Annotated in this window: 25 protein-coding genes; 4 read left to right on the top strand and 21 right to left on the bottom strand. The window is 70.2% G+C overall.

Features of this window, described 5'->3' with window-relative positions; all coding sequences use genetic code 11:
- Positions 1-102 precede the first annotated feature (102 nt).
- The 9 genes from OVA30_RS13210 to msuE form a co-directional block, all read right to left on the bottom strand.
- Complete coding sequence (locus tag OVA30_RS13210) at positions 103-312, bottom strand: hypothetical protein (RefSeq protein ID WP_003606058.1); 210 nt, start codon at positions 310-312, stop codon at positions 103-105.
- Between the two features lie 336 nt (positions 313-648).
- The gene (locus tag OVA30_RS13205; protein ID WP_265221456.1) at positions 649-2,031 is read right to left on the bottom strand and encodes an FAD/NAD(P)-binding protein; all 1,383 of its coding nucleotides are present in this window, start codon (positions 2,029-2,031) and stop codon (positions 649-651) included.
- Between the two features lie 34 nt (positions 2,032-2,065).
- Complete coding sequence (locus tag OVA30_RS13200; protein ID WP_268175691.1) at positions 2,066-3,028, bottom strand: aliphatic sulfonate ABC transporter substrate-binding protein; 963 nt, start codon at positions 3,026-3,028, stop codon at positions 2,066-2,068.
- 99 nt (positions 3,029-3,127) lie between these two features.
- The gene (locus OVA30_RS13195; protein WP_003606054.1) at positions 3,128-4,102 is read right to left on the bottom strand and encodes a sulfonate ABC transporter substrate-binding protein; all 975 of its coding nucleotides are present in this window, start codon (positions 4,100-4,102) and stop codon (positions 3,128-3,130) included.
- An 18-nt stretch (positions 4,103-4,120) separates the two neighbouring features.
- Entirely contained in the window at positions 4,121-5,296 is a 1,176-nt protein-coding gene (gene ssuD, locus OVA30_RS13190) for an FMNH2-dependent alkanesulfonate monooxygenase (protein WP_003606053.1), read from the bottom strand.
- A 28-nt stretch (positions 5,297-5,324) separates the two neighbouring features.
- Positions 5,325-6,116, bottom strand: coding sequence for an ATP-binding cassette domain-containing protein (locus OVA30_RS13185; protein ID WP_268175690.1), 792 nt, complete (start codon positions 6,114-6,116; stop codon positions 5,325-5,327).
- 39 nt (positions 6,117-6,155) lie between these two features.
- A complete protein-coding gene (locus OVA30_RS13180) occupies positions 6,156-7,004 on the bottom strand; it encodes an ABC transporter permease subunit (protein WP_041357969.1) in 849 nt (282 codons plus the stop codon).
- A gap of 8 nt (positions 7,005-7,012) precedes the next feature.
- Positions 7,013-7,996 (bottom strand): aliphatic sulfonate ABC transporter substrate-binding protein, encoded by a 984-nt coding sequence (locus OVA30_RS13175; RefSeq protein ID WP_268175688.1) that lies wholly within the window; start codon positions 7,994-7,996, stop codon positions 7,013-7,015.
- Between the two features lies 1 nt (position 7,997).
- Positions 7,998-8,567, bottom strand: coding sequence for an FMN reductase (gene msuE, locus OVA30_RS13170; protein WP_012254655.1), 570 nt, complete (start codon positions 8,565-8,567; stop codon positions 7,998-8,000).
- Positions 8,568-8,976: 409 nt separating this feature from the next.
- Between msuE and OVA30_RS13165 the strand changes: the two genes are divergently transcribed.
- Positions 8,977-10,152, top strand: coding sequence for an MFS transporter (locus tag OVA30_RS13165; protein ID WP_056113749.1), 1,176 nt, complete (start codon positions 8,977-8,979; stop codon positions 10,150-10,152).
- A gap of 6 nt (positions 10,153-10,158) precedes the next feature.
- Here OVA30_RS13165 and OVA30_RS13160 read toward each other — a convergent pair whose 3' ends face one another.
- The 8 genes from OVA30_RS13160 to OVA30_RS13125 all read right to left on the bottom strand — a co-directional run bounded on the left by OVA30_RS13160 (position 10,159) and on the right by OVA30_RS13125 (position 17,977).
- Positions 10,159-10,857 carry a metal ABC transporter permease gene (locus OVA30_RS13160; RefSeq protein WP_268175686.1) on the bottom strand — a complete coding sequence of 233 codons (699 nt, stop codon included), beginning with the start codon at positions 10,855-10,857 and terminating at the stop codon, positions 10,159-10,161.
- Positions 10,858-11,017: 160 nt separating this feature from the next.
- The gene (tatC, locus tag OVA30_RS13155; protein WP_003605996.1) at positions 11,018-11,818 is read right to left on the bottom strand and encodes a twin-arginine translocase subunit TatC; all 801 of its coding nucleotides are present in this window, start codon (positions 11,816-11,818) and stop codon (positions 11,018-11,020) included.
- Complete coding sequence (gene tatB / locus OVA30_RS13150; RefSeq protein ID WP_268175685.1) at positions 11,815-12,276, bottom strand: Sec-independent protein translocase protein TatB; 462 nt, start codon at positions 12,274-12,276, stop codon at positions 11,815-11,817. Before tatB ends, tatC begins: the two co-directional genes overlap by 4 nt.
- A 144-nt stretch (positions 12,277-12,420) precedes the next feature.
- The gene (locus OVA30_RS13145) at positions 12,421-12,708 is read right to left on the bottom strand and encodes a twin-arginine translocase TatA/TatE family subunit (RefSeq protein WP_003605994.1); all 288 of its coding nucleotides are present in this window, start codon (positions 12,706-12,708) and stop codon (positions 12,421-12,423) included.
- 266 nt (positions 12,709-12,974) lie between these two features.
- Positions 12,975-14,006, bottom strand: a complete 1,032-nt coding sequence (gene nagZ / locus OVA30_RS13140; protein WP_268175683.1) for a beta-N-acetylhexosaminidase — start codon at positions 14,004-14,006, stop codon at positions 12,975-12,977.
- A 209-nt stretch (positions 14,007-14,215) separates the two neighbouring features.
- Positions 14,216-15,634, bottom strand: coding sequence for an SPOR domain-containing protein (locus tag OVA30_RS13135; protein ID WP_268175682.1), 1,419 nt, complete (start codon positions 15,632-15,634; stop codon positions 14,216-14,218).
- A 29-nt stretch (positions 15,635-15,663) separates the two neighbouring features.
- Positions 15,664-17,421: an arginine--tRNA ligase gene (argS, locus tag OVA30_RS13130; protein ID WP_268175681.1), complete on the bottom strand. Its 1,758-nt coding sequence runs from the start codon at positions 17,419-17,421 to the stop codon at positions 15,664-15,666.
- 94 nt (positions 17,422-17,515) lie between these two features.
- A complete protein-coding gene (locus tag OVA30_RS13125) occupies positions 17,516-17,977 on the bottom strand; it encodes an acyl-CoA thioesterase (protein ID WP_268175680.1) in 462 nt (153 codons plus the stop codon).
- A gap of 144 nt (positions 17,978-18,121) precedes the next feature.
- Between OVA30_RS13125 and OVA30_RS13120 the strand changes: the two genes are divergently transcribed.
- A complete protein-coding gene (locus tag OVA30_RS13120) occupies positions 18,122-18,661 on the top strand; it encodes a hypothetical protein (protein WP_268175679.1) in 540 nt (179 codons plus the stop codon).
- A gap of 27 nt (positions 18,662-18,688) precedes the next feature.
- Here the strand turns inward: OVA30_RS13120 and OVA30_RS13115 are convergent, their stop codons facing one another.
- Positions 18,689-19,942, bottom strand: coding sequence for a deoxyguanosinetriphosphate triphosphohydrolase (locus tag OVA30_RS13115; RefSeq protein WP_268175678.1), 1,254 nt, complete (start codon positions 19,940-19,942; stop codon positions 18,689-18,691).
- Positions 19,943-20,068: 126 nt separating this feature from the next.
- Between OVA30_RS13115 and OVA30_RS13110 the strand changes: the two genes are divergently transcribed.
- Complete coding sequence (locus OVA30_RS13110) at positions 20,069-20,395, top strand: HesB/IscA family protein (RefSeq protein ID WP_004447459.1); 327 nt, start codon at positions 20,069-20,071, stop codon at positions 20,393-20,395.
- Positions 20,396-20,587: 192 nt separating this feature from the next.
- Positions 20,588-22,486 carry a hypothetical protein gene (locus OVA30_RS13105; RefSeq protein ID WP_268175677.1) on the top strand — a complete coding sequence of 633 codons (1,899 nt, stop codon included), beginning with the start codon at positions 20,588-20,590 and terminating at the stop codon, positions 22,484-22,486.
- A gap of 178 nt (positions 22,487-22,664) precedes the next feature.
- Here the strand turns inward: OVA30_RS13105 and OVA30_RS13100 are convergent, their stop codons facing one another.
- The 3 genes from OVA30_RS13100 to OVA30_RS13090 form a co-directional block, all read right to left on the bottom strand.
- Entirely contained in the window at positions 22,665-24,089 is a 1,425-nt protein-coding gene (locus OVA30_RS13100; protein ID WP_268175676.1) for a septal ring lytic transglycosylase RlpA family protein, read from the bottom strand.
- Between the two features lie 267 nt (positions 24,090-24,356).
- The gene (locus tag OVA30_RS13095) at positions 24,357-24,710 is read right to left on the bottom strand and encodes a ribbon-helix-helix domain-containing protein (protein WP_003607086.1); all 354 of its coding nucleotides are present in this window, start codon (positions 24,708-24,710) and stop codon (positions 24,357-24,359) included.
- Entirely contained in the window at positions 24,694-25,383 is a 690-nt protein-coding gene (locus tag OVA30_RS13090) for a ParA family protein (protein WP_003607087.1), read from the bottom strand. The genes OVA30_RS13095 and OVA30_RS13090 overlap by 17 nt, the downstream gene beginning before the upstream one ends.
- Positions 25,384-25,680 lie beyond the last annotated feature (297 nt).

Here is a 25,680-nt window from a genome sequence, read left to right as displayed (position 1 = left end):
GGGGCGGTTCCGACGCAATTTGCCGGTCTTCCCACGCCCCATGCGAAAAGGGCCGGTGCACATGGCACCGGCCCTTTCGAACTACTTCGGTTGAGTCGCGACTTACTCGGCCGGAGCGAGATCGGCGGTGAAGTGGCCGCACCAATCCTTGGAAGCGACGACCGGCCACAGGCCCTGGCTCTGCGGGTCGGGCTGGCTCACCGGCGGGTTGAAGCGGCACAGGCCCTGGTCGCCCGCGGCCTGGGCGCCGTTGGTCTTGTGGTCGTCGAAGAAGCGGCAGCTCTGGCAGGCGGCGTTGCTCGAGGTGGCCATGATCTCTCTCCGGTTATCGTTCGATCGTTGCTCGTTGGCGGGTCTTCCGTCGGGGCCGTTCGGCCCTGCACGTCCCGCCGTCACCACCCTTGATTAGAACAAGTCCAAACTTGGAGCAAGCTCTTTAGAACGATTCCGAATTGTGAGCCGGCGTGCGAAAGGTGGCGTCCGATCCGTATGAAACCGCAGGTTGGCCAACGGTTTGCGGCCAGAGCGAGGGGGAGCCGGGCGATCGGACGGGCGTTGGGCCCTACCTCACGAATGCGTGAAGCGGCGGAGAGGCAAGGCTCTCCGCCGCTTCGAGGCAACGCTCCGGACGATTGGGATGAGGGGGTGCTACGCCGCGGCGGCGCGGTCGAGGGTGGCGGCGACGAGGCCGGCCAGTTCCGCCGCCTCATTGCGGATGTCGGGCACCGCGGTGCATTCCCACAGGACGCCGCGCAGGAGCGGCCCGAGGATCCAGAGCGGTCCCCCGCCCTCCCCCGCCGCGGTGCGGACCGCCCGGTAATCCACCCCCGCGTCGAGACCGAGGCCGAACGGGCCGGGACGCACGAGGCCCCGATCGAGCAGCCGCCGCAGCAGCGGGTCGCGGCTCTGCGGGAGATGGCCGAAGCCAGTGGCGTCGATCATCGCCTGAACCGCGAGGCGCTCCGGGCGCTCGGCCCCGCGCAGGCGCAGCGTCACCACCGCCTGCGACGCCTCGTCCTCGATCGCGATCAGGCGCCCCGCCCGCACCGTGAGGGCGCCGCGGGCGATCTCGTCGGCGATGGTCTGCGCGGCGGGCGGGGCGGTGCGGTGGCGGTGCACATCCCAGAACGGCCGCAGGTGGCGCTGGAACCGGGCCTGCTCCCGCGGCGGCAGGCTGCGCCAGATCGTGTCGGTGAGCGGACGCAGGGCGTCGATGACGCCGTGCCAGCCGACGCCCCGTTCCGCGGCCCGCGCGACGTCCGAGCGGATGCGGGCGAGGAGCCGCCTCAGGGAGGCGAAGTCGGCTGGCCTCAGGTCCGGCATGGGCCAGAGGTCGGCGGGGGCGTGGGCGTTCGGCAGCAGGCCGCGGCGCGACAGGGCGAGGATCGCGCCGGTAAAGCCCTGTGCCCGCAGGCTCGCCACCGCGTCGAGCATGGTGAGGCCGGTTCCGACGATGAGGACCGGCGCGTGCGGGTGCAGGCGGCCGAAGCTGTCCGGGGCCCAGGGGTCGAGGCTATGCCGGCTCTTGGGCGCCGCCGAGGCCAGATTGCCCATGGCGAGCACGGCGCCGGCGACCCGGTGGGTCTGCCCACCCTCGGTGCGCAGCAGGAAGCCGCCGGCCCGCGGCTCCAGATCGACCACCGCGTCGTTGACGAGGCGAAGGCGCGGCACCCCCGGCCCGGTGACGGCCGCGGTCAGCAGGTCGGTGAGATAGCTGCCGTAATGGCCCCGCGCCACGAAGGTGCCGGCCGACGTCGTCACGACGCCCCCGCCGAGATCGGCGCCGGAGAGCCACTCCTCGAAATGGCCCGGCCGGTCGGGAAAGGCGCTCATGTTGGCGGCGCGCACGTTGAGGAGGTGGGCCGGGTTGCCGGTGCCGTAGGCGAGCCCGCGGGCGAAGCTGCCTCCGCGCTCGCACAGCAGCACCGGCTGCTCCGGCGGCAGGGCTTCGAGAAGCTGGAGTGCGGCCATGGTGCCGCTGAACCCCGCGCCGATCACCGCGATGGGGGGCAGACTCGCCTGACGGGTCATCGTGTTCGATCCCTTAGCGTGAAACCCCCTCGGGTCAGCGTGACGGCAATTCCCAGACCGGCAGCGCGGACGCATCCACGGCGCGCGGCAACAGGCCCTCGGCGCGGAAGGCGTCGGCGATGGTCTGCTGCTCCGCCAACCCTTCGCGGTTCACCGGCTCGACCCGGTAGGAGCGGCGGGCATTGGCCTGTTTGACGATCTCGGGCTCGATCTTCCAAAGGGCGCCCAGCCGCGTGGCGGCGGCGTCCGGGTTGGCTTTCACCCAAGTCCCGGCCTCGCGCAGCTTGGTGACGAGCAGGGTCAGCACGTCGGCGCGCTTTTCGGCGTAGGCGTCGGAGGCGAGATAGTAGCGCTTGTAGGCCGAGAGCCCGGTGCCGTCCCGCAGGATGCGTGCACCCGCCTGGATCTGCGCGGCGGAGAGGAACGGGTCCCACGCCACCCAGGCATCGACGCTGCCGCCGGAAAGCGCGCTGCGCCCGTCGGCCGGGGTGAGGTAGGCCGGAGTGATGCTCTTGAAGGGCAGCCCCTCCGCCTTCAGCGCGGCGAGCAGCAGGTAGTGGCTGCCGGCGCCCTTGGTGACCGCGACCTTGCGCCCCTTGAGGTCGGCGACCGTCTTCAGCGGGGAATCGCCCGGTACCAGGATCGCCTGCGCCTCCGGCGAGGCCGCCTCCTGCGCGATGTAGGTGATCTTGGCGTTCGCCGCCTGCGCGAAGACCGGCACGGTGTCGGCGACGTCCGCCGAGACATCGATGCGGCCGACATTCAGCGCCTCCATGATCGGCAGGCCGCTGGTGAATTCGTGCCAGGACACGGTGACGCCGAGCGGCTTCAGGGCCGTTTCCAGGGTCGCGTCCTCGCGCAGCAGCGAGATCAGCGCCGACGAACGCTGGTAGCCGATGCGCAGGGTGGATTCCTCCGCCGCGGCCGGGTTGCGACCGAGGGCGAGACTCAGCGTCAGGCCGGCGAGGACGAGGCGGGCGGCGGACCGGCGGTTCATGAGGGCTTTTCGTTTTTTTAGAGGACGCAAACGGGACGGACGCCTCCCCGCAAGGAGGGAGGCCAGAGCTGCGGCGAGGGGCCGGTTGGGGAAGAGGAATCAGCTTCCGGGCTTGCGCACGGCGCCGGCGATGTCGACCGTCTTCGGCACGAGCTTGAGCCCGTGGAAGGTGTCGGCGATGCGCTGCTGCTCCTTCGTCACCGCCTCGTCGAGGGGGCGGATGCCGTAGGTCTGGCGCTTGAGGGCGATGCTCAGGATCGGCGCCGGGATGCCGACGGAGGGGCTCAGCTCCTTGGCCACCGCATCGGTGTTGTCCTTGGCCCAGGCATCGACCTCGGCCACCGCCGCGACGATGGCGTCGAGCGCCGGGCCGTTCTCGGCGGCGAAGGACTTGGAGGAGAGATAGAACTGGTGGTTCGGCACGAGGCCGGTGCCGTCGACCAGCACCCGGGCGTTGCCGCCGGCTTCGGCCGCCGCGAAGTATGGGTCCCAGATCACCCAGGCATCGACCGCGCCGCGCTCGAACGCCGCCCGCGCATCGGCGGGCGCGAGGTAGACCGGGGTGATGTCGGCGAGCGTCAGCCCCGCCGCCTCGATGGCGCGCACCAGCAGGTAATGGACGTTCGAGCCCTTGTTCAGCGCGACCTTCTTGCCGCGCAGATCGGCCACCGATTGCACGGCACTGGATTTCGGAACCAGGATCGCCTCGCCCTTCGGCGCGGCGGGCTCGTGGGCGACGTAAGCGAGCACGTCGCTCGCGGCCTGGGCGAAGATCGGCGGGGTCTCGCCCGCCGAGCCGAAATCGACCGCGCCCGCATTCAGCGCTTCCATCAGCGGCGGGCCCGAGGGAAACTCCGACCACTGCACCCGGTAGCCCAGCGCCTTCAGCTTCGGCTCCAGGCTGCCGCGGCCCTTGAGCAGGACCAGCGTGCCGTATTTCTGGTAGCCGATCCGCACCGTGCGCTCCTGCGCGTGTGCCGCCAGCGTCAGGCTGACGAAGATCAGCGCGGCCAGCGCCAGCCACAGGCGCGGCAGCAGCGAGGATGCGGGAACGGCGCGGGTGCGGGTAAGCATCGGACTAAAAATCCCCGATCAGTGGGCGCTGACGCGGCGGGTCGGCACGATGTCGTTGGCGATGACCTCGCCGAACGGACCGTTGTTGCGGGCCGTGCTCGGGGCTGTGCCGGTGGTGGCGCGCAGGGGGAGCTTCGGGAAGACCAGTTCGGCGAAGCGGTAGGCCTCCTCCAGATGCGGGTAGCCGGAGAGGATGAAGCGGTCGATGCCGAGATCGATGTACTCCTTCATCCGGTCGGCGACCTGATCGGCCGAGCCCACCAGAGCCGTGCCCGCCCCACCGCGGACGAGGCCGACGCCGGCCCAGAGGTTGGGCGAGACCACGAGCTTGTTCCGGTCGCCGCCGTGCAGCGCCATCATCCGGCTCTGGCCGACGGAATCCTGGCGCTTCAGGGTCGCCTGCGCCTGGGCGATGGTGGCGTCGTCGAGCCGCGAGATCAGCCGGTCCGCCGCCTCCCAGGCCTCGCTCTCGGTCTCGCGCACGATGACGTGCAGGCGGATGCCGTAGGAGAAGGTTTTGCCTTTCCGCTCGGCGGCCTCGCGGGCCTTGGCGATCTTCTCGGCGACACCGGCCGGGGGCTCGCCCCAGGTGAGGTAGACCTCGCAATGCTCGGCCGCGACCTCGATCCCGGCGGGCGAGGAGCCACCGAAATAGAGCGGCGGATAGGGTGCCTGGACGGGGCGGAAGATCACCCGGCCGTTCTCGGAGCGCAGGTGCTTGCCCTCGAAGTTCACGGTCTCGCCGGCCATCAGCCCGCGCCAGATATGCAGGAACTCGTCGGTGACGACGTAGCGCTCGTCGTGGTCGAGGAAGACGCCGTCGCCCTTGAGCTCCACCGGATCACCCCCGGTGACGACGTTGATGAGCAGGCGCCCGTCCGAAATCCGGTCCAGCGTCGCGGCCATGCGCGCGGCCATCGACGGCTCCTGCAGGCCGGGGCGCACGGCGACGAGGAAGCGCAGGCGCTGCGTGAGCGGGGCGAGCGCCGAGGCGACGACCCAGGAATCCTCGCAGGAGCGCCCGGTCGGCAGCAGCACGCCGTAATAGCCAAGGTCGTCCGCGGCCTGGGCGATCTGACGGAGATAGGGCAGCGAGACGTCGCGGGCGCCTTCCGAGGCGCCGAGATAACGGCCGTCGCCGTGGGTAGGCAGGAACCAGAGAACGTCGGTCTTGCCGTCGGTCTGGATGGTCATGGAATACGCTCCGAAAAATCGAAAAAAGTCAGGCGCGGTGGCCGAGAAGCCGGTCGAGGATGCGGCCTTCGAGTTCGGCCAGCGCCGGGTCGCCGCGGCGGCGCGGGCGCGGCACATCGACCGCAACGTCGAGGGCGATGGCGCCCTCCTCGACCACGAGGATGCGGTCGGCCATCGCGACCGCCTCGCCGACATCGTGGGTGACGAGGATCGCGGTGAAGCCTTGGGCCTCCCAGATCCGCTCGATCATCGCCTGCATCTCGATGCGGGTGAGCGCGTCGAGCGCACCCAGCGGCTCGTCGAGCGCCAGCAGCGCCGGGCGGCTCACCAGGGCGCGGGCGAGCGCCACCCGCTGGCGCTGGCCGCCGGACAAGGTCGCGGGCCAGTTGCCGGCCTTCTCCGCCAGCCCGACTTCGTCGAGGACGGCGAGCGCTCGCTTGCGCCGCTCGGCACGGCCGATCTCGCGCCCGAGCCCGACCGCGACGTTGTCGGCGACGCGTGCCCAGGGCAGCAGCCGCGGCTCCTGGAACATGATTTTCTTGGATTGGGCCGCGCCGTTTCCGGCACCGCCGTTGACGGTGACGCGGCCGGCGCTCGGCTCCTCGAGACCGAGGATGAGGCGCAGCAGGGTGCTCTTGCCGCAGCCGGAGCGGCCGACCACGGCGACGAACTGGCCGGCGGGGATGTGGAGGTCGAGGCCGTGGATGACCGGGGCGCCCCCGTCGAAGCTTTTCGCGAGACCGCGCAGGGTGATGGCGAGGCCGGCATCGTGAGGGCGCGCGGCGGCATCCTCGACGCGCAGGGCAGTGGCAGCGGACATGGGACTCACTCGCGGAAGAATGGCGCGCGGAAAGAATGATCAGGCGTTGCGGTAGGCCGGGTTCCAGGAGAGGCAGGTGCGCTCGAGCGCCCGGGTCAGGCTGTCGGCGATCTTGCCGAGCCCGGCGTAGATCAGGATCGCCAGCACCACGACATCGACCAGCATGAACTCGCGGGCCTGCATCGCCATGTAGCCGAGGCCGGAATTGGCCGAGATCGTCTCGGCGACGATCAGCGTCAGCCACATGATGCCGAGCGCGTAGCGCACGCCGACGAAGATCGAGGGCAGCGCGCCGGGCAGCACCACGCGCCAGAACAGCTCGCGCCGGTTCATGCCGTAGACCCGGCCCATCTCGATGAGCTGCGGATCGACCGAGCGGATGCCGTGCAGGGTGTTGGCGTAGACGGGGAAGAACACGCCGAGCGCCACGAGGAAGAGCTTGGCCCCCTCGTCGATGCCGAACCACAGGATCACCAGCGGGATCAGCGACAGGTGCGGAATGTTGCGCACCATCTGGAGCGTGGTGTCGGTGAGCTTTTCCGAGAGGTTCGAGAGGCCGTTGGCGAGCCCGAAGCTCAGCCCGATGCCGCCGCCGATGAGGAAGCCGGCGGCCGCGCGGGCGAAGCTGACCCACAGGTTCTCCCAGAGTTCGCCGGTCTGGGCGAGGCGCCAGCCCGCGGCGGCCACGTCGAGCGGCGCGGGCATGAAGCGCGTCGAGACGAGCCCGAACGAGGCCGCCGCCTGCCAGCCGGCCAGGACGAGAGTCGGCAGCAGCCAGGGCAGCAGCTTACCCGTCGGTAGCCGCAGGGGCTTGCGTTGCAGCGGCGCGGCGGCCTTGGCGCGGCTTGCGCGGCCAGGGAGCGATCGGATCGCGGCGGAATCGGCCATGGTTCGGCTCATCCGTTGTTCTGAGTCTTGGTGGCGGTCGCGGGCGGCGTCCAGACGATATCGGACACGCGCACGGAGCGGGGGATCACGCCGATGGCGTGGAAGCGGTCGGCGATGCGCTGCTGCTCGGCGATCACCGCCACATCCATCGGCGCGATGACGAAGCGGATGCGATCCACCGCGCGGCGCGTGGCGGCGAGCGGCACGCCGGTGATCTTCGACAGGCTCGCCGCGACGCTGGGACGGTTGCCCTCGCACCACACCGCGACCTCGCCGAGCGCGGCGATGGCTGCCTTCAGCACCTCGGGCCGCTCCTCGGCGAAGCCCTTGTTGGCGAGGAAGAAATTGTTGGTCGGCGTGATGTCCGAGGCCTGGACGAGAATGCGTGCGCCCTGCCCTTCCTCGGCGATGGCGAAGTAGGGATCCCACACCGTCCAGGCGTCGATCGTGCCGCCGGCAAAGGCCGCGGCGCCGTCGGCCGGCGCCAGCAGGACGGGGGTGATGTCGCGGTAGGACAGGCCCGCCTTCTCCAGCGCCGCGACGGTGAAGTTATGCGCGCTCGATCCCTTGGCGAAGGCGACGCGCTTGCCTTTGAGGTCGGCCAGCGTGGCGACCGACGAGCCCTTCGGCAGCAGGATCGCCGAGCCCGAGCCGCCGTTGGGCTGGGCCGCCGCGTAGACGAGGTTCGCGCCCGCGGCCTGGGCGAAGATCGGCGGTGCGTCGCCGGTCTGGCCGAAATCGATCGCGCCGAGATTCAGCGCTTCGAGCAGCGGGGGCCCGAACGAGAACTCGACCCAGCGCACGCTCACGCCCTGCGGCTTCAGCGCGGCCTCGATCGCGGCCTGCTCGCGGGCGACGGCGAGGATGCCGTTCTTCTGGTAGCCGATGCGCAGCACGCCCGGCTCGCTTGCGCGGGCGAGGCGGAGCGGAAGCGCGGTGCCGGCCAAGGCGAGGCCGCCCGCGAGGAGGCGGCGGCGGTCGAGCGTGGTCATCTCAGCGTGCCGCGGCCGTGGCCAACGGCGCCGCGGCAGCCTGCGCGACGTCGAGGAGCCGGGCGAGTTCCGCGGCGGCCTGCGCCACGCGGGCCCGGACGATCTCGTCGGCGACCCGGCCCTCGGCGATTTCGGTGTCGCCGGCATAGACGGCAGTCGGCGTGGTCTGCGCCGAGAAGAAACCGAAGAGCGGGCGCAAGCTGTGCTCGACCACCAGCGCATGGCGCGGCCCGCCGCCGGTCGCGGTGAGCACCACCGGCTTGCCGATCAGCGCCTCGGGGGCGACGAAGTCGATCAGGTGCTTGAACAGACCCGCATAGCTGCCCTTGTAGACCGGCGAGCCGATGATCAGCGCGTCGGCCGTCTCGATCGCCTCCACGATCCGCGCCGCCGGCAGCGGCAGGGCCGAACGGCTAGCGACCGCGATGCCGGTGCCGGCATCGACGAGATCGTAGACTTTCAGGTCGATCGGGCGCTGGCGCGACAATTCGGCGGCCACCGCCTCGACCAAGGTGCGGGTGCGGGAGGGGCGGTGCGTGTTGCCAGAGAAGGCAACGATCCGTGCGGGCATCGCGAATGATCCGAGGCAGGACCGCGGCCATGGAAGAGCGGGGCCAGAAACCTCCTGAAGGAGTGTCTCAAGCCTCAAATCTTCGAAAGGCAGCGGAGCGTTGTTGGGACGTTGTTGTCCTGAAATTTAAAGACTTGGGGTGGGGCAAATCAACGGATTGTTTTTGCGTTGTTTTTCTGGCGCGGAGGACAGTTCTCTCGCTTCGCGCGGAAAGGCAGAGAGATTCTTTTTGCCCTCGTCCGCAGCCTGTGGCGCTCCGAGAGGGCATCGGGCGGAGCCCTCACGCGCGATCGTTCTGACGTGAGTGCAGGTCTGCCTCCCGGTCATGCGCCTGTCGCGTCCGCCCGAGATGACCATGTTGCGGCGCTCGTATTGCAGCGCAACACACGCGCTGCCCGGAGCATTCTGCATGGCATCCCTGCCGATCCTCGCGCTCGCCGTCGCCTCCTTCGGCATCGGCACCACCGAGTTCGTCATCATGGGCCTCCTGCCGGAGATGGCGCGCGACTTCGACGTCACGATCCCGCAGGCGGGCCACCTCGTGTCCGGCTACGCGCTCGGTGTGGTGATCGGCGCGCCGCTTGTGGCGATGGCGACCGCGCACCTGCCGCGCAAAGCGGCCCTGCTCGCTCTGATGGCGGTGTTCACCCTCGGCAACCTCGCCTGTGCCCTGGCGCCGAGCTACGCATGGCTGATGGCCGCGCGGGTCGCCACCGCCTTCGCCCACGGCGCCTTCTTCGGCATCGGCGCCATCGTCGCGCGCAACCTCGTGCCGCGGGAGAAGCGCACGCAGGCCGTCTCCCTGATGTTCGCCGGGCTGACGCTCGCCAACGTTCTCGGTGTGCCGCTCGGAACCGCGCTCGGTCAGGCCTTCGGCTGGCGCTCGACCTTCTGGGCGGTGGTCGGCATCGGGCTCGTGGCGGGGGCGGCGATCACGCTCGCCCTACCCGGCGGAATGCCCGGCACGCGGGGCGGCCTCGGACGGGAATTCCGGGCGCTCGGGCGCTGGCCGGTGCTGCGGCCGATGCTGGTCTCGACCCTGTCCTCGGTGAGCTTCTTCACCGTCTTCACCTACATCGCGCCGTTCCTGCTCACCGTGACGCATCTGACGCCCGGCGGCGTGACGGGGGCGCTGTTCGCGGCCGGTGTCGGACTCACGATCGGCAATCTCGCCGGCGGCTGGCTCGCCGACCGCAGCCTGATGCGCACGGTGCTCGGCAGCTTTGCTGCCCTCATCGCGGTGCTCGTCGTGTTCCCGCTGGTCGCGCCCTTCACCTGGCCGGCGCTGGCGGTGCTGGTGCTGTGGAGCGGGCTCGCCTTCGCCCTGGTCTCGCCGCTTCAGGTCTGGGTGCTGGAGGCGGCCAGCGACGCCCCGAACCTCGCCTCGACCCTGAACCAGGGGGCGTTCAATCTCGGCAACGCGCTCGGCGCCTGGCTCGGCGGCACGGCGCTGACGCTGGGCGTGGGTTACGCGGAGTTGCCGGCCCTGGCGGCCGTCGTCTCCCTTCTGGGCCTCGGACTTGCCGCCACGGGGGCCGCGCGGTCCCTGTGGCCGTCCCTGGCGGCGAGCCAGGGACGGTCGTGATTCAGGTCACATCGGCGGGGTGAGGCCGTCCTTGCCGACCGCGACGAGCTTGCCTTCGAGCTTGCCGCCGTCCTTGGCCGCGACCACGAAGATCTTGGCGCCCGGCGTCAGGATCGACTTGTCGGCGGGGTCGAAGGCGACGATCGGCGCCTTGGGCGGCACCACGATCGTCTTCGAGCCGTCCTTGTCGTAGGTTACGGTCAGCGTGCGCTCGCCGCCGCTTCCGGCATTGCTGCTGGCCACGGTGGCGTTGGTCATCGAGCTCTTGACTTTCGGTGCGCCGCCCGCGCTGGCGCCGCCGGCCTTCACTGTGCCGTTGGTCATGGAGCTCTTCACCACCGGCCCGGCGCCGCCCGTCGTGTGGTCGGGGATCGGGTCCCAGCCGTAATGGCCCTCGGCCGTGCCGCGCATGGATTCGGGGAACAGCACCACTTCGAGGGCCGTCATCGGGTTCTCGCCCTTGGTGGCGGTGCCGATGAAGGTGCCGTCCTTGATCTGGTCCAGGCTCGACTTCACCACCCAGGCGAACTTGGCGCCGCCGACCTGCACCGTCTCGGACGTGCCGTCGGTGGTCTTGATCGTGACCGTGCCGGCGTCGCTTTTCTCGATCGTGCCGCGCACCCGCTGAAGCTCGGCCCCCTGGGCGGCACCCGCCAGCGTCGTCAGGGCGGCGACCGCCAGGGCGGTCCGCATCGTCTGGAACATGAGGTTTTCTCCGTTTGAGATCGGAGAAGAGTGGCGCGGGGCTGGAGGCTTTCAAGATTGCGCGCAAAATGGTGATGCGCAATCTTGCTGATCTTCTCCTCAGGCGCTGACCGCGATCACGAGGCCTGCCGGGTCCGGACGGCGCGCGATCAGTCCTCGCTCAGTCCTCAATCCCTTGCGCCCGACGCCGGGCGGCGCGGATCTTCTCCATGCGCGAGACCGAAAAGACCGAGGCCTCGTAGAGAAGCAGCATCGGGATCGCCAGCGAGAGCTGCGAGATCACGTCGGGCGGCGTCAGCACGGCGGCGGCGACGAAGACCAGCACGATGGCGTAGCGCCGCTTTTCTCGCAGGAAGGCCGCGTCGATCACGCCGATCTGACCGAGAAGCGTGAGGATCACCGGCATCTGGAACGCGAGCCCGAAGGCGAAGATCAGCGTCATGATCAGCGAGAGGTACTCGTCGACCTTCGGCAGGAGCTTGATCGTCGCCTCGCCCGGCTGCCCGATCTGCTGCAGCGAGACCGAGAACTGGATCAGCAGCGGCATTGCCAGGAAGAAGACGACGAGCGCGCCGAGCAGGAAGAAGATCGGCGTCGCGACGAGATAGGGCAGGAAGGCCTGGCGCTCGTTGCGGTAGAGGCCCGGCGCGACGAAGGCGTAGACCTGCGTGGCAATGACGGGGAAGGCCAGGAAGCCCGCGCCGAACACGCTGAGTTTGATGTTGGTGAAGACCTGTTCGAGGAAGTGGGTCGCGATCAGCTCGGCATTCTGCGCCCCCACGATCGAGACGTAGGGATAGACGAGGATGTTGTAGATCTGTTTCGAGAAGAAGAAGCAGCCGAAGAACATCACGATGAACGCGATCAGCGACTTGATCAGTCGCGAGCGCAGTTCGATCAGGTGCTCCAGAAGGGGTGCCCGCGAGGCCTCGATCTCGGCCTCATCGCGCTCGTCGCTCATGGAGTCGGGCCTGTCTCGGGCTTGGTGCCGGGGGTGGTGGAAGAGGTCTCGACGGCGGCGTGTGCCGGAGCCCCGTGCATCTGTTCGGCCTGCTGGCCGGGCGTCGGCCGCGGCACGTCGAAGCTGCCCGTGTCTTTCGCGCCGGCATCCTTGTTGCCGGAGCCGGGACGGCCCTCGACCGCGCTGCGGATCTCGTTGCGGATGGTGTCGACGGGATTGAAGGTCGGGCGCGCGGAATCGACGGTGCGCTTGACGCCCTCGACGTCGCGGCGGACCTCTTCCAGCTCCGCCTCGCGGATCGCCTCGTTGAACTGCGACTGGAACTCGCCGGCCATGCGCCGGACCTTGGTGGTGATCTGGCCCAGCGTGCGCAGGGCCTTCGGCAGATCCTTCGGCCCGATGACGATCAGGGCGACGCCGCCGATCAGCATCACCTCGCCCCAGCTCATGTCCAGCATTGCGTCGTCCGTCCCGCGGGGCCGCGCCTGTCGAGGACGGGCGTGCGGCCCGCGCTATCCTGCCCGGAGCCGATCTTCAACCGTGCCCGAAAGCCGTTGCAGCCCTTACGCGCCCCTTTGCACGCCCCGTGTCGAGCCCGTCGGTCAGACGGCCTTGTGGTCGCCCGCCGACACGTGCGGCTGAACATGCGGCGGCTGCGGGGCGGTGCCCGGCGCGCCCTGGTGCGGCAGCGTGCGGACCGGATCGTTCGGGCCCACCGGGGGCACGCTCGTCGCCGTATTCGGCTGGGTCTCGTCGTCGGCCATGCCCTTCTTGAAGGCCTTGATGCCCTTGGCGACGTCGCCCATCAGCTCCGACACCTTGCCGCGGCCGAACAGCAGCATGACGACGACCGCCACGATGACCCAGTGCCAGACACTCATGCTGCCCATGGCAACCTCCTACACCGCCCCAACTCCGGCGGCGCCTCCACTTGAATTGGGGCGAACCTAGGGATCGAGTGGCGCGAACACAAGCAGTGCAGGGCGCACAAGCGGGCAAAGGCTGCGCAGCCCTTGCCCTTCTTTGTCGCACTCCGCCTCGTTGCCGGGCGCGTCGACGGACCATCGAGCGTGAAGAGCGCCCCGCGGCGCGGGCCTCGGCTATGCCGGGGCAGCTGCCGGCGTTTGAGGCCGGAAAAGCGGCGGCGTGACGGCTGTTATGCGACCGCGCCGAAGGCCGCGTCGAAGCGCGCGCGCGCCTCGTCCACATCGATGGCGTCCGGAGGCGTGAGGCGGGCAAGCGCGGCCTCGGCCCGGCGTGCGCCCTCCCCCGCCAGATCGGACGCGGCTTCGGCGATGGCGCGCATCTCGTCCATGCGTCCGTTGCAATGGAGAACCACATCGATGCCGGCGCGGTAGGCGGCTTGCGCCCGCTCGCGGAACGGGCCCTGGAGCGCGTGCATCGACAGGTCGTCGGTCATCAGCAGGCCGTCGAAGCCGATCTCGCCCCGCACGATCTCGCGGATCACGCGCTCCGACAGGGTCGCCGGCCGCTCGGGGTCGAGGGCGGTGAACACCACATGCGCGCTCATGGCGAGCGGCAGGTCGGCCAGCGCCCGGAACGGGCGGAAGTCGCTCTCGCCCAGACTCACGCGGTCGGCCTCGACCACGGGCAGGTCGAGATGGCTGTCGCAGGTCGCCCGGCCGTGACCGGGGATGTGTTTGATGACCGGCAGCACGCCGCCCGCCATCAACCCCTCGGCGACGGCGCGGCCGAGTTCGATCACCCGCTCCGGCGTGTCGCCGTAGGCCCGGTCGCCGATAATGTTGTCCGAGCCCGCGACGGGAACGTCGAGCATCGGCGCGCAATCGACGTTGATGCCGACCGAGGCGAGGTCGTGCGCCATCAGCCGGGCGCCGAGCCGGGCCATCGCCGCGGCGTCGTCGCCGAGGGCGCCGAAGCGGCCGCCCGCGGGATATTTCGGCCAGTGCGGCGGGCCCATGCGCTGCACCCGCCCGCCCTCCTGATCGATCAGGATCGGCGCATCCGCCCGCCCGACCGTCTCGCGCAGGGCGGCGGTCAGGGCGCGTACCTCGTCCGGCGTGCCGATGTTGCGCTTGAACAGAATGAAGCCCCAGGGCCGCAGATCGCGGAAGAAGGCGGCCTCCTCGGGCGTCAGCGCCGTTCCGGAACAGCCGAGGATGACGGCGCGGGGCGTGCTGGCAGAGGTCATGCTGGCTGAGGTCATGGGGCCGGCGTTCCTCGGATGGGGCGAAACGGGCGCGAGGGCTTGCAGCAATCGCGGGGGCCGAGCACGGATTCGATCCCCCTCACGCCCTCATCCCGAGGTGCCCGCTGACGTGGGCACCTCGGGATGAGGGGTCGGATGGGATGCTCGGAATCGAGCCGGCTCCGGAGACGTACCGGAGCCGGCTCGATGGCAAGCGCGGTCTCAGCCTAGTTTTTGGCGACGAAGCACTGGCCGCCCGCGCCCTGCAGCGCGCTGCACAGGCTGGAGGCCTCGTTCTTGGCGAGCGGCCCAACGCGGACACGGAACAGGGTCTTGCCGTTCACCTCGGCCTGACGGATCAGCTCGGGCTTGCCGGAGAGCTGGCTGTACTTGCCTTGCATCTCGCGGAAGGCGGCCCGCGCCTCGCTCTCGCTGCCGCGCACGCCGAGCTGGACCGAGTAGCCGCTGACCGGCGCCGTGAGCGAGGCGGAGGTGGGGGCCGGCTCGGAGGTGCTGGCGGTGGTCTCGGGCGAGACGGAGGCGACGCGCTGCGGGGCCTTCGGGCGCGCGGCGGGCGCGGCCGGCGGCTCCGCCGGTGCCTCGGTGACGGGCGTGGTCGCCGGCGCCGTGGCCAGGGTGCGCGACGCGGAGCGACGGGGCTCCGACGACGGCGTCGCGGTGCTCGCAGCGGTGTCGGGCATCGTCATGGTCGGGATCGCCGAGGCAGGCGCCTGGGCGGTCTCGGCCTGGGGCGCCGGCGGCTGGTGGATCGGGGTGTCCGGCTTGACCGAGACGGTGCGCACCCGGCGCGGCTCGCCGAACGTGTCGGACAACGTGCCGCCGGGGGTCGCCCCGCCCTGCCCCGGCTCGCCGCCGTCGCTGCGGGCGGCGGCGGTGCGGGCGGCTTGGTTGACGTCGAGCGGCTGCTCTTCGCGGTTGACGATCTTGATCTGACCGTCCTTGGCGTTGCGGTCGTAGATCTGCTTGTTCTGGTCGGGAATCTCGACGCCGTCGGTCGCCGTCGGCTGCACCTTCAGCGGGGTCTTGTCGGCGAGCACGGTGATCGGGCCGCCGCTGCCGCCGCCATGAGTGCCGCGCCACGCCAGGGCACCGCCGACGCAGACGGCGACCACGGCGAGGCCGGCGCCGACCTGGACGAGGCGGTTGCGGCCGCGCGGACGGTCCGCAGACCGCGTCCGGTACGTCTCGTCGGCCTCGGCGAAGGCCGCCGGATCGGTCGTGCCGTCGGCGTACATGCCCTGCTCGACGGAGGCGAGGTACTGGTCGAAGGCATCCGCCGGGCTCTGGGACTGACCGTGCATGTCGGCATGCGCCTGAGTCCGGGCCGGGTCGTGGGCGGGTTCGTCCACGAAGGTCGGCTCGACGCGGGCCGGACGGCCCGTCTCCGACGCGCGCGTCACCGGAGCCGCCTCCTGGGCGGCACCCTTCTCCCGCGCTTCCAGCAGGGCGCGGAAGGGATCGTCCTGCCCGACGATGCGGGCAAGCTCGGCGAGCGGGTCGCCCTTGGGTGCGCCCTTGGGGGCGGCCTGCGGCGCCTTCGCCCGGATCGCCTCCTGCGACGTCTGACGCAGCTCGCGCTCGAAGGCATCGAAGTCGACCGTCGCGCGCGAAGCGTGTCCCGTCATGGCTTCATCCTCTCAACAACCGTCCTCGGTCACCGCATCTCGTTGGGTGCGGAGACGCCCAAAACCGCGAGGCCGGAGGCGAGAACGCCGCCCAAAGCCTCGACGAGGGCTAAGCGAGCCCGGGTGGAGTTTCTGTCGGTTGGATTAACAATCCGTAATTGCGGCAAGTCTTTGCCCTTATTCCAGAAACTATGAAGCGAACTTGCCGTTTCATAGAGGTAGAACGCAATTCGGTGCGGTTCGTGCGCCGCCGCCGCTGATTCGAGCACCCGCGGATACTGGGCAATCAGGCGCATCATCTCGATCTCGCCGGGATCGGTGAGCACCGACAGGTCCGCGTCGGCCAGCAGCGCCGCGGGCGAAAAATCTTCGCCGGGCAGCGCCTCGCGGGCCTGGCGCAGCACCGAGAAGCGGCGGGCGTGGCCGTATTGCACGTAGAAGACCGGGTTGTCCTTCGATTGCTCCACCACCTTGGCGAGGTCGAAATCCAGCGTCGCGTCGTTCTTGCGGTAGAGCATCATGAAGCGGATCGCGTCGCGACCGACCTCGTCGATGACGTCGCGCAGGGTCACAAACTCGCCCGCGCGCTTCGACATCTTCACCGGCTCGCCTGCGCGTAAGAGCCGCACGAGCTGGCAGAGCTTGACGTCGAGCCGGGCCTGCCCGTCGCTGACTGCCTTCACCGCCGCCTGCATCCGCTTGACGTAGCCGCCATGGTCGGCGCCGAGCACGTCGATGAGCTCGTTGGCGCCGCGCAGCCACTTGTCGCGGTGATAGGCGATGTCGGAGGCGAAGTAGGTGAAGGAGCCGTCAGACTTCAGCAGCGCCCGGTCCACGTCGTCGCCGAACTGGCTCGAGCGGAACAGGGTCTGCTCGCGGTCCTCCCAATCGTCGGGCAACTGGCCCTTGGGCGGCGGCAGGCGCCCCTCGTAGACGAGGCCCTTCTGCCGCAGCGCGTCGAGCAGCTCCGCGACCTTGCCGCCGTTCTCGCCCTGGAGCGTGGCTTCCGAGAAGAACACGTCGTGGCGGATGCCGATCGCCGCGAGATCCTCGCGGATCATCGCCATCATCGCGTCGATGGCGAAGCGGCGCACCTGCGGCAGCCATTCGTGTTCGGGCTGGTCGAGGAGCGCCCGGCCATGCGTCTCCGCCAGCCTCATCCCCACCGGCTTGAGGTAGTCGCCGGGGTACAGACCCTCGGGGATGGTGATCGTCTCGCCCAGCGCCTCGCGGTAGCGCAGATAGGCGGAGCGGGCGAGCACATCGACCTGCGCGCCGGCATCGTTGATGTAGTACTCGCGCGTCACCGGCCGGCCGGCGGCGGCGAGCAGGTTCGCGAGCGCATCGCCGAACACCGCGCCGCGCCCGTGGCCGACATGCATCGGCCCCGTGGGGTTGGCGGAGACGTACTCGATGTTGACCGGGCCGCCCGGCATTTGTCCGCGCCCGAAGTTCTCGCCCTCGCTGAGCGCGGCACGGATCACGTCCTGAAACACCTCCGGTGCGAGCCGCAGGTTGATGAAGCCGGGCCCCGCCACGCTCGCCTCGACGATGCGCGGATCGGTGCGCAGTTCTTCGGCCAGCGCCTCGCCGAGCGCCTTCGGGTTCTGCTTGGCCTCCTTGGCCAGCACCAGGGCGGCGTTGGTGGCGAGATCGCCGTGCGAGGCGTCGCGCGGCGGCTCGACCACGACGCGCGACAGGTCGAGCCCCTTGGGCAGCCGGCCGGAGCGGGTGAGGGATTCGAGCGCCTCGCGCACGCGCGTCTCGAAGAGGGCGAAGATGTTCATGAGGCTCAGTGTTCGTCGTTACCGCGTGCCGGCCCACCCGCGCGTCGGGCGGCCGGAACCGTCCGGGGCGGCATAGCAATGGCGGGCTGGAGTGTCACGGCGCCTCCGTCCGCACGACCGCGAGTTCCGCGAGCACGGCCCGCAACCGCTCCGGCAGCGGCACCGGCCGGCGCGTCTCCCGGTCGACATAGACGTGGACGAAGTGCCCCTGCGCGGCGGCTTCCGCCTCGTCCTCGCGAAAAATCGCGATCTCGTAGCGCACGCTGGTGCGGCCGAGATGGGCCACCCGCACGCCGGCCGTGATCCGATCGGGGAAGGCGACCGGGGCGAAGTAGCGGCAGCCTGTCTCGACTACGAGGCCGATGACGGGGGAGCGTGCAATGTCGAGGGCGCCCTCCTCCACCAGGATCCCGTTCACCGCCGTGTCGAAGAAGGCGTAGTAGACGACGTTGTTGACGTGCCCGTAGACGTCGTTGTCGCCCCAGCGCGTCGTCAGCGGCACGAGCCGGGGATAGGCGGCGCGGGTGTCGCGCAGGGTTATGCGGTCGGCGCTCAATCGGTCCTCCGTGATCTGGCCTTATGCGTTTCCCGTGCCGCCTTTCGCGCGGGGACAAGAGGCTCTCTCGGTAGAATGCAGCGTTGCACGCAGGGCGCGAAGGGCGGCGTTGTCGAGGCAAGATCCTGCATGGAGACTGCCCCGATGAAGTCCTTCGCCCTCGCCGCCACGGCCCTCGCCACCCTGATCCTCGCACCCGCAACCGCCGAGGCCCGCGAGTTCGGCGGTCATGGCGGGTATGTCGGCGGCGGTCGCCATCAGGGCGGCTACGGCCATCACGGCTATGGTGCGCGCTTCGGTCAGGCCGGCCGCTTCGGTGGGTATCGCGGCGGGTTCGCCGGTCATCGCGGCGGCTTTGGACATCGCGGCTATGGCCATCACGGCTTCGGATATCGTGGATACGCCGCGCGCGGCGTCTACGGCCGCGGCTACGGCTACGGACGGGGTGCCGGCATCGGCCTCGCGGGGGCCGGGATCGGTCTGGCCGGTGCCGGGCTGGGGTTGGGCCTTGGGCTCGCCGGCGGCGCGCTGAGCGGCGGCTACGGCTGGGGTGGTTACGGCGGCTACGCCGCACCCGCCTACGGCTACGCGGCACCGGCCTATGGCTACGGCTACGCGCCCGTCACCTACGGCAATGCCCCGATCTACAACACCGGCTACGGCGCGGGCTGCGTCTGCGAATGAGAGCGTGAGCCTTCCGCTGGCGGTGTCTCACGGTTCGGTCAGCGGAAGGCCGCGGCTCGGCGGGCTCCAGTGCAGGTTGGGCGTCGCCGCAAATAGCCGGCCGTGCTCCAGCACCGCGTAGGTGTCGGTCATGCCGGCGATGTAGTCGGCGATGCGCCGGGCGAGGCGGGCCTCGCTGGCATTCTCCAGTCCCTCCGACCATTCCGCCGGCATCCGCGCGGGGTCGGCTCGGAAGGCCGAGAACAGGTCGTTGACGATGGTCGCGGCCTTGGCCCGCACCGCCATCACTTCCGGATGGCGGTACATCCGCGCGAACAGGAAGCGCTTGATGTCGGCATCCGCCGTGGCGATGGCCGGCGAGAAGGCGATCACCGGCTCCTGCGCGGCGCGGATGTCGCCGACGCTGCCCGGTGCCAGTGCGGCGATGCGCGCCTCGCTCTCGCGGATCACGTCCTCGACGAAGCGCGTGATGACCCGGCGCGCCAGCTCGTGGATCTTTCGCGACGGCTCCAGGCCGGGATGCAGGGTGTCGATCTCGTCGAGCAGCCCGTTCAGGAACGGCACGGCCGTGAGGTCGGCAAGATCGAACAGCCCGGCCCGCAGGCCGTCATCGAGGTCGTGGGCGTCGTAGGCGATGTCGTCGGCGAGCGCGGCGCCCTGCGCCTCCGGGCCGGCGAAGCGCGACAGTTCGAGGTCGTTGGCCGCGTTGTATTCCAGCACGGCTGCCGGGATGCCGTCGGCGGCGTAGCGCCGAACCGGCGCGCCGGATGCATCGAGGAGCGGGCCGTTATGCTTGACCAGCCCCTCTAGCGTCTCCCAGGTCAGGTTGAGGCCGTCGAAGCCGGCATAGCGCCGCTCCAGCCGGGTGACGATGCGCAAAGCCTGGGCGTTGTGGTCGAAGCCGCCATACTCGGCCATGCAGGCGTGCAGCGCGTCCTCGCCGGTATGCCCGAAGCAGGTGTGGCCGAGGTCGTGGCTCAGCGCCAGCGCTTCCGCGAGATCCTCGTCCAGGCCGAGCGCGCGGGCGAGCGCCCGGGCGATCTGGCTGACCTCCAGGCTGTGGGTGAGCCGCGTGCGGTAATGGTCGCCCTCGTGATGCACGAAGACCTGCGTCTTGTGCTTCAGCCGCCGGAAGGCGGTCGAGTGGATGATCCGGTCGCGGTCGCGCTGGAAGTCGCTGCGGGTGGGCGAGAACGCCTCGGGGATCAGCCGCCCGCGGGTCGCCGCCGGATCGGTGGCGTAGGGCGCCCGCCAGCGCTCGCCGTTCTGCCGCACCTGCACAGCTCTTCCTTTCGCAGCCGCGTTGCGGCCAGCCCTCGCACCCCATATCTTGGGTAGGGAGTAGCCCGCGGCAATCACGGGCTCTTACCTTCACGACACCGGTTCGAGAAACGGGGCCGCGCCACGATGGCCGACATCAACCTCACCGCCCGCGCCGCCAAGCGGATCAACGAGATCATGGGTGCCGAGCCCCCCGGCTCGTCGCTGCGCATCAGCGTGAATGGCGGCGGCTGCTCGGGCTTCTCCTATGCCTTCGACATCACCAGCGCCCGCGAGGGCGACGACGTGGTGATCGAGCGCGACGGCGCCACCGTGCTCGTCGATCCGGTCTCGCTCGAATATATGGGCGGCGCGACCATCGATTTCGTGAACGACCTGATCGGTCAGTCCTTCAAGATCGAGAACCCGCTCGCCACTGCCTCCTGCGGCTGCGGCACCTCCTTCGCGATCTGAGGCGAGCCCGACCCGGCGATCGGGGGAAGCGGTCGCCATTCCGGCCTCAAGCGCAATGAGCCCGCCCAAGTGGGTTCGCGCGATTGCCCTGCCGTGGCACCGGCGCAATTGCCACGCCTGTGGAAAACCGGCAGGGATGGAAGTCTCACGGCCCTTCTCCGATCTCCCGCCAGCCTGCGATCTGATCCAGCCATGACGTCATCGACGCGCCGTCCCGTCCTCATGCGGGCACTGCTCGCCTCGGCTTGCGCGGTCGCGCTGCTGACAGGGCCCGCGCCCCTGGCGCCGGCCATGGCACAGGAGGCAGCGTCCGCGGTTCAGGATCTCGTCCTCGATAACGTGAGCCTCGCCTTCGGCGACACGCTCGTCACCGCGCCGAAGGTGACAGTGAGCGGCACGCGCCTCTCCCGCGACGACCTGCTGGCGATCTTCAAGGCCGACGCCAAGGACGCGAAGGACCCGGTCAAGGATCTCTGGCCGGCCCGGCTTCAGCGCCTCGATGCCGGCAGCCTCACCATGCCGGAGCTGCGCGTCGAGCGCCGCGACGGCGAGCGGCGGCAGGTCGTGACCTACCGCGACGTGGCCGCGCGCACGATCCGGGCGGGGCGTATCAGCGAACTGACCGCGGCCGGCGCGACGCTCACCGTCGAGGGCGCGCCGCAGGCGGGCAGCGGCAGCTACGGCCGCATCCGCGCCGAGGAGGTCGATCTCACCGCGCTGGCGCGCCTCTACAGCGAAGCCGGCGACGCGAGCAGCCCGCTTCAGCGCCTCTATGTGGCGCTCGCCGTCGAAAGCATCGCCTTCATCGACGAGCGCGGCACCACGGTATCGATCGCCCGCCTGATCGGCCGCGACCTCGCCGGACGCCAGACGCCGGCGACCTGGCGCGGCGCCGTGGAAGCGTTGGGCGATGGCGGGTTGGCCGAGGACGACCGGGCCATGCGCGCCCGTTCCGCCGGCCTGCTCGCGGATCTCGCCGAAGCGGTCTCGGTCGGCAGTCTCGAGGCGACGGACCTGAATGTGAAGGAGGTGAAGGGCGACGACCCGCTCTCCTTCAGCATCGGCCGCATGAGCTATGCGGGCGGCGGCGAGGCCGGCATCACGCTCGCCGAGATCGGCTTCGGCGCCAAGGAGGCGCAGGGCAAGATCGCCCGCCTCTCGCTCACCGGCTTCTCCCTGGAGCCGACTATCGCCGCCCTGCGCCGCCTCGCGAAGGCTCCGCTCCCCGCCGGCACCGATCCCGGGAAGGGGGCCGCTCCGGCGCCGGACCTGCATGAGGCGGAGCTGCGCCGCCTGACGCCGGTCATCGGCACGCTGACCCTGTCCGATCTCGGGCTCGATCTCGCGCAGGTGGCGGTGACGCCCCCGGCCGCCTCGGGCGATCCGCTCAAGGCGCCGAAGCTCGTTCCGCTCCCGCCGCTCCATATCGGCCTGCGCGGCGCCAGCATGAGCTTCGGGCCCCCGAAGGACGGCGTGCCGACCGAGACCCGTTTCACGCTCAACGGCCTCACCATGCCGGCCTCCGCCGTCGAGGGCGTTCCCGGTCTCGGCTCGCTCGGCCTCTACGGCTACCGTGACCTCGATCTCGATGCCACCGCCGACACCGCCTGGAGCGAAGACAAGCGCGAACTGAGCTTCAAGGCGCTGTCGCTCTCCGGCAAGAATATGGGCCGGCTCCACCTCAACGCGACGCTCGGCGGCATCGGCCCCGAGGTGTTCGACCCCGATGCCGCGGTCTCGGGCTTCGCCATGCTCTCGGCCACCGCCAAGGCGCTGGACCTGACGCTGGAGAATGGCGGCTTGTTCGAGCGCTTCATCGACGCCCAGGCGAAGGTGCTGAGCCTCAAGCCTGACGAACTGCGCAAGGAATACGTGACGGCGAGCGTGATCGGCGTGCCGGTGATCCTCGGCAACTCGGCGGCCGCCAAGGCGATCGGCGCGGCGATGGGCAAGTTCGTGGCCAAGCCCGGCACCCTCTCGATCAGCGCCAAGGCGAAGAGCGGCGACGGCCTCGGCATGGTCGATGTCAGCACCGCTCCGACCCCGGCGGCGGTTCTCGACAAGCTCGAGGTGAATGCCAAGGCCGAGTAGTCGTCTCGGTCCTCGTCATACGCCGGCTCGGTGGGGACCGGGTCCATGCGCGAAGCCGCTCGGGCGGCTTCGCGGCACGACAGCCCTCATCATCCGTGAACGCGAGCGCCGGTATTCGCGGACAGCGAGAAACCGTGGGCCGATCGCACTGAGCGATGGCCCTTTCGGTTGGTTGGCGTCAGTTCGCCGCCGCCACCTGCGAGCGTTTCGCCTTGGCGCCGGAATGGCCGGGGGCCTGGGCCACGGCCGTCTTGCTAGCCGTCTTGACGGCGGGCTTGGTGCCCGGCGCCGGGGCCGTGCTGGCGAGCTTGGCGATCGCCTGCTTCGAGGTCGGCGGCATCGCTGCCATACGCGAGGCGGGTTCGGGCGCCGCGGCTTTGCCGGTGGGCTTGGGCGGGCCTTTGACGGTGCCGGTGGCCGCGAATTGCTGCACCGGCGTCTTGGTCGCCGCCGCCTTCATCGGCACCGCTTGCGCGGTACGGACGGGCACGGAAGCGCCCTTCACCGGAGTGGCGGCCAAAGTGGAGGCCAAGCGCGTCGGGGCCGAAGCCGTCGCATCCTTGTGCCGGCCCTGTGCCGGCTGAGCGGAGCGGCCGGTTTCGGCCATCATGCGGCGCGGCTCGATCGCCGGCTTGGCCGGGGCGGCGGCGAGCGCCACCGGAGCCGGACGGAACGGCGCCGCGCGGGCAGCCGTCGGCTGCAACGCGGCCGGGACGGCGACGGCGGCGCTGGCCAGCACGATCGGCGCGGGCCGGGCCGGGCGCGTGACCGGTGCCGCCGTCTCCGGCGCGTCGTCGTCGCGCTCGCCCGCCGGGCGGAAGGCGAGTGCGCGGGAGGCGCGTTCGAGCCGCTCGGGCGCAGCCTCGGGCTCGGAGGGGCCGAGATCGGCCATCATCACCGGCGCGCGCCCGATCGCGGCGGGGCGACCGTCGGTGCGCAGGGTGGCGAGCAGCTTGCGATCGTCGCTGCCGGCGACCGAGGCCTTGCCGGCATATTCGACGCGCACCCGCGCCGTGCCCTTGCGATGGAATTCGAGCGCGCGGGCCGCCTCCTCGGACACGTCCATGAGACGGTTGGCATGGTAGGGGCCGCGGTCGTTGACGCGCAGGATCATCGAGTGGCCGTTGTCCAGGTTGGTCACCCGGACATAGCTCGGCAGCGGCAGCGTGGGGTGCGCGGCGGCGATGGAGTGGCGGTCGAAGACTTCGCCGTTGGCAGTGACCCGGCCGTGGAAGGCGCTGCCGTACCAGGAGGCGAGACCCTCGCGCACGTAGCCGCGGGCATCCTCACGCGGCACGTAGGTCTTGCCCGCCACCACGTAGGGCTTGCCCGAGAAGCGCCGCCCGCCCCCCTTCGGGATCACGTCGCCCTCGTTGTAGAGGCGGCGGCTCGCCTTCACGCCGTATTTCGGATCGATCTCGCTGCCCGAGGAGGCGCCGCCCGCGAGCTTGGCCGGATTGTTGGCGCAGTTGGCGGTCGTCAGCGCCACCGCGCAGACCGCCAGGAGCTGCAGGGCCGGTCGCAGGACCGGCATCGCACCCCGCGTCGGAGCGTCCGCGGCCGTCCTGATCGATGCCAAATCCCGTGGCATGACATGAGTCATGTCGCTCGCCCGCTCCCCGCCTACGCCACAGATTCCCCCAAGGCCGCGGAAAGCTGGGCCTTAAGGGGATCACGCTACGCCGAGCCGGAACACACGTCCGGCCGTCCCCAGAGGATCGTCCGGACGCGGTAAAGGAAGGCTGAACGGGCGCTCAGGCCGTGGGAGAGCCGAGGCGTTGTGTGCGCAGACAGTCTCGAGGACTCGAGAGGAACCTGCGCCGCGCGTCATGACGGGGGCCCCGTGAAGCGAAGGGCGGGCTCACGTCTCTCAGCGCGGGTTCTCGCCCAGCACCTGCTCGATCGAGCGGGCGCCGCGCTGCTTGAACAGAAGGTCGAGGGCTTCGAGCATCAGGGCGTGCATCTTGGTGCGCTCGGCATAGGCCAAGTCCCGGAGCTGGTCGTAGACCGGGGGCTCCAGATAGACCGACATCTGCTTGGCGCGCTCCTTGAGGGTCCCGGCCCGTGCCGGAGGCGCCGAGGCCGCCAGATCGAGCCTGACGATTTCCGCGCCCGCCGGGCTGTTCGCCTTCGCAGCCGATCGGGCGCCGCCTTTGCGCGGCCCGCCGGCCGGGCCGGCGGAGGCGACGATCGAGGCGAGGTCGAGCTTAGGCCGCCTTGACATGCTTTCTCGTGTCCTTGGCCGTCTCTGCGGCCGCTCCCTTGCGGGTCCGCTGCCCCGTCGCCTGCATGCGGCGCTCGATCCAGCTCCACAGCCGGCGGACTTCGCCCGCGGCCTGACCCTTCGGATTGAATTCGGTGACGCCCTGGCCGACGCCGATGGCGTCCTGATGGTCGTTGCGCGCCACGATGTTGACGTCGGGCAGGATGCCGAGCACCGCGAGCCCGTCGGCGGCATCGCGGATGCGGTAGGAGCGTGGCGGGGTCTGGTTCAGGACGAAGGCGAACTTCTTTTCCAGGCGGTAGACGGCGGCGAGCGTCGGCTTGAAGGCGCGCAGGTCGGCGGGGGTCGGCCGGCAGGGGATGATGCACAGATCCGCCGCGCGAATCGCCGAGAGCGTCCCGTTGGAATCGATGCCGGGGGTATCGATGAACACGTAGTCGTAGGACGATTCCGCCAGCCGCTCCATCACGAGGTCGATCTGCGTGGCGTCGATCTGGGCCACTTCGGGGCCGTCGGCGGTGCGGTGATCGAGCCAGTCGGTGATCGTGGCCTGCCGGTCCATCTCCAGGATGCAGACCGCGTGCCCGGCTTCCTGTGCGGCGACCGCGAGCGAGATGCACAGGGTGCTCTTGCCGCTGCCTCCCTTCTGCGTGACGAACGTGATTGCTTTCATGCCGGCCACCCCACCGCTCTCGGTTTCGTCGGGCTGCCGGTCCTGTGATCCCGGGGCCGCCCAGACCCCGGATTTCGCCTAACATAGTTAACCGCCCGTTAAGGCCGATGCCGGCCCTCATCCGTGCTCTGTTGACTTGAGGTTGAGTTTTCGCCGTTGCGCCGGTTGAGCGCTTTACGAGGACGGTTGCATTCCGCTATCGTAACCTAAGGCAAGTTTGACGGCAGAAAGTTTACCTGAGATTTCGATTTGCGGCCGGTTTGGCCGAGGAAACCGCTTTCGTCGGGTCGATCCTGG

This window comes from Methylorubrum sp. SL192, from assembly GCF_026672325.1.
In the GTDB taxonomy this organism is placed as follows: Bacteria; Pseudomonadota; Alphaproteobacteria; order Rhizobiales; family Beijerinckiaceae; genus Methylobacterium; species Methylobacterium extorquens.
Note: the sequence above shows the minus strand (reverse complement) of the source record. Positions and strands in the feature narration are given on the sequence as shown.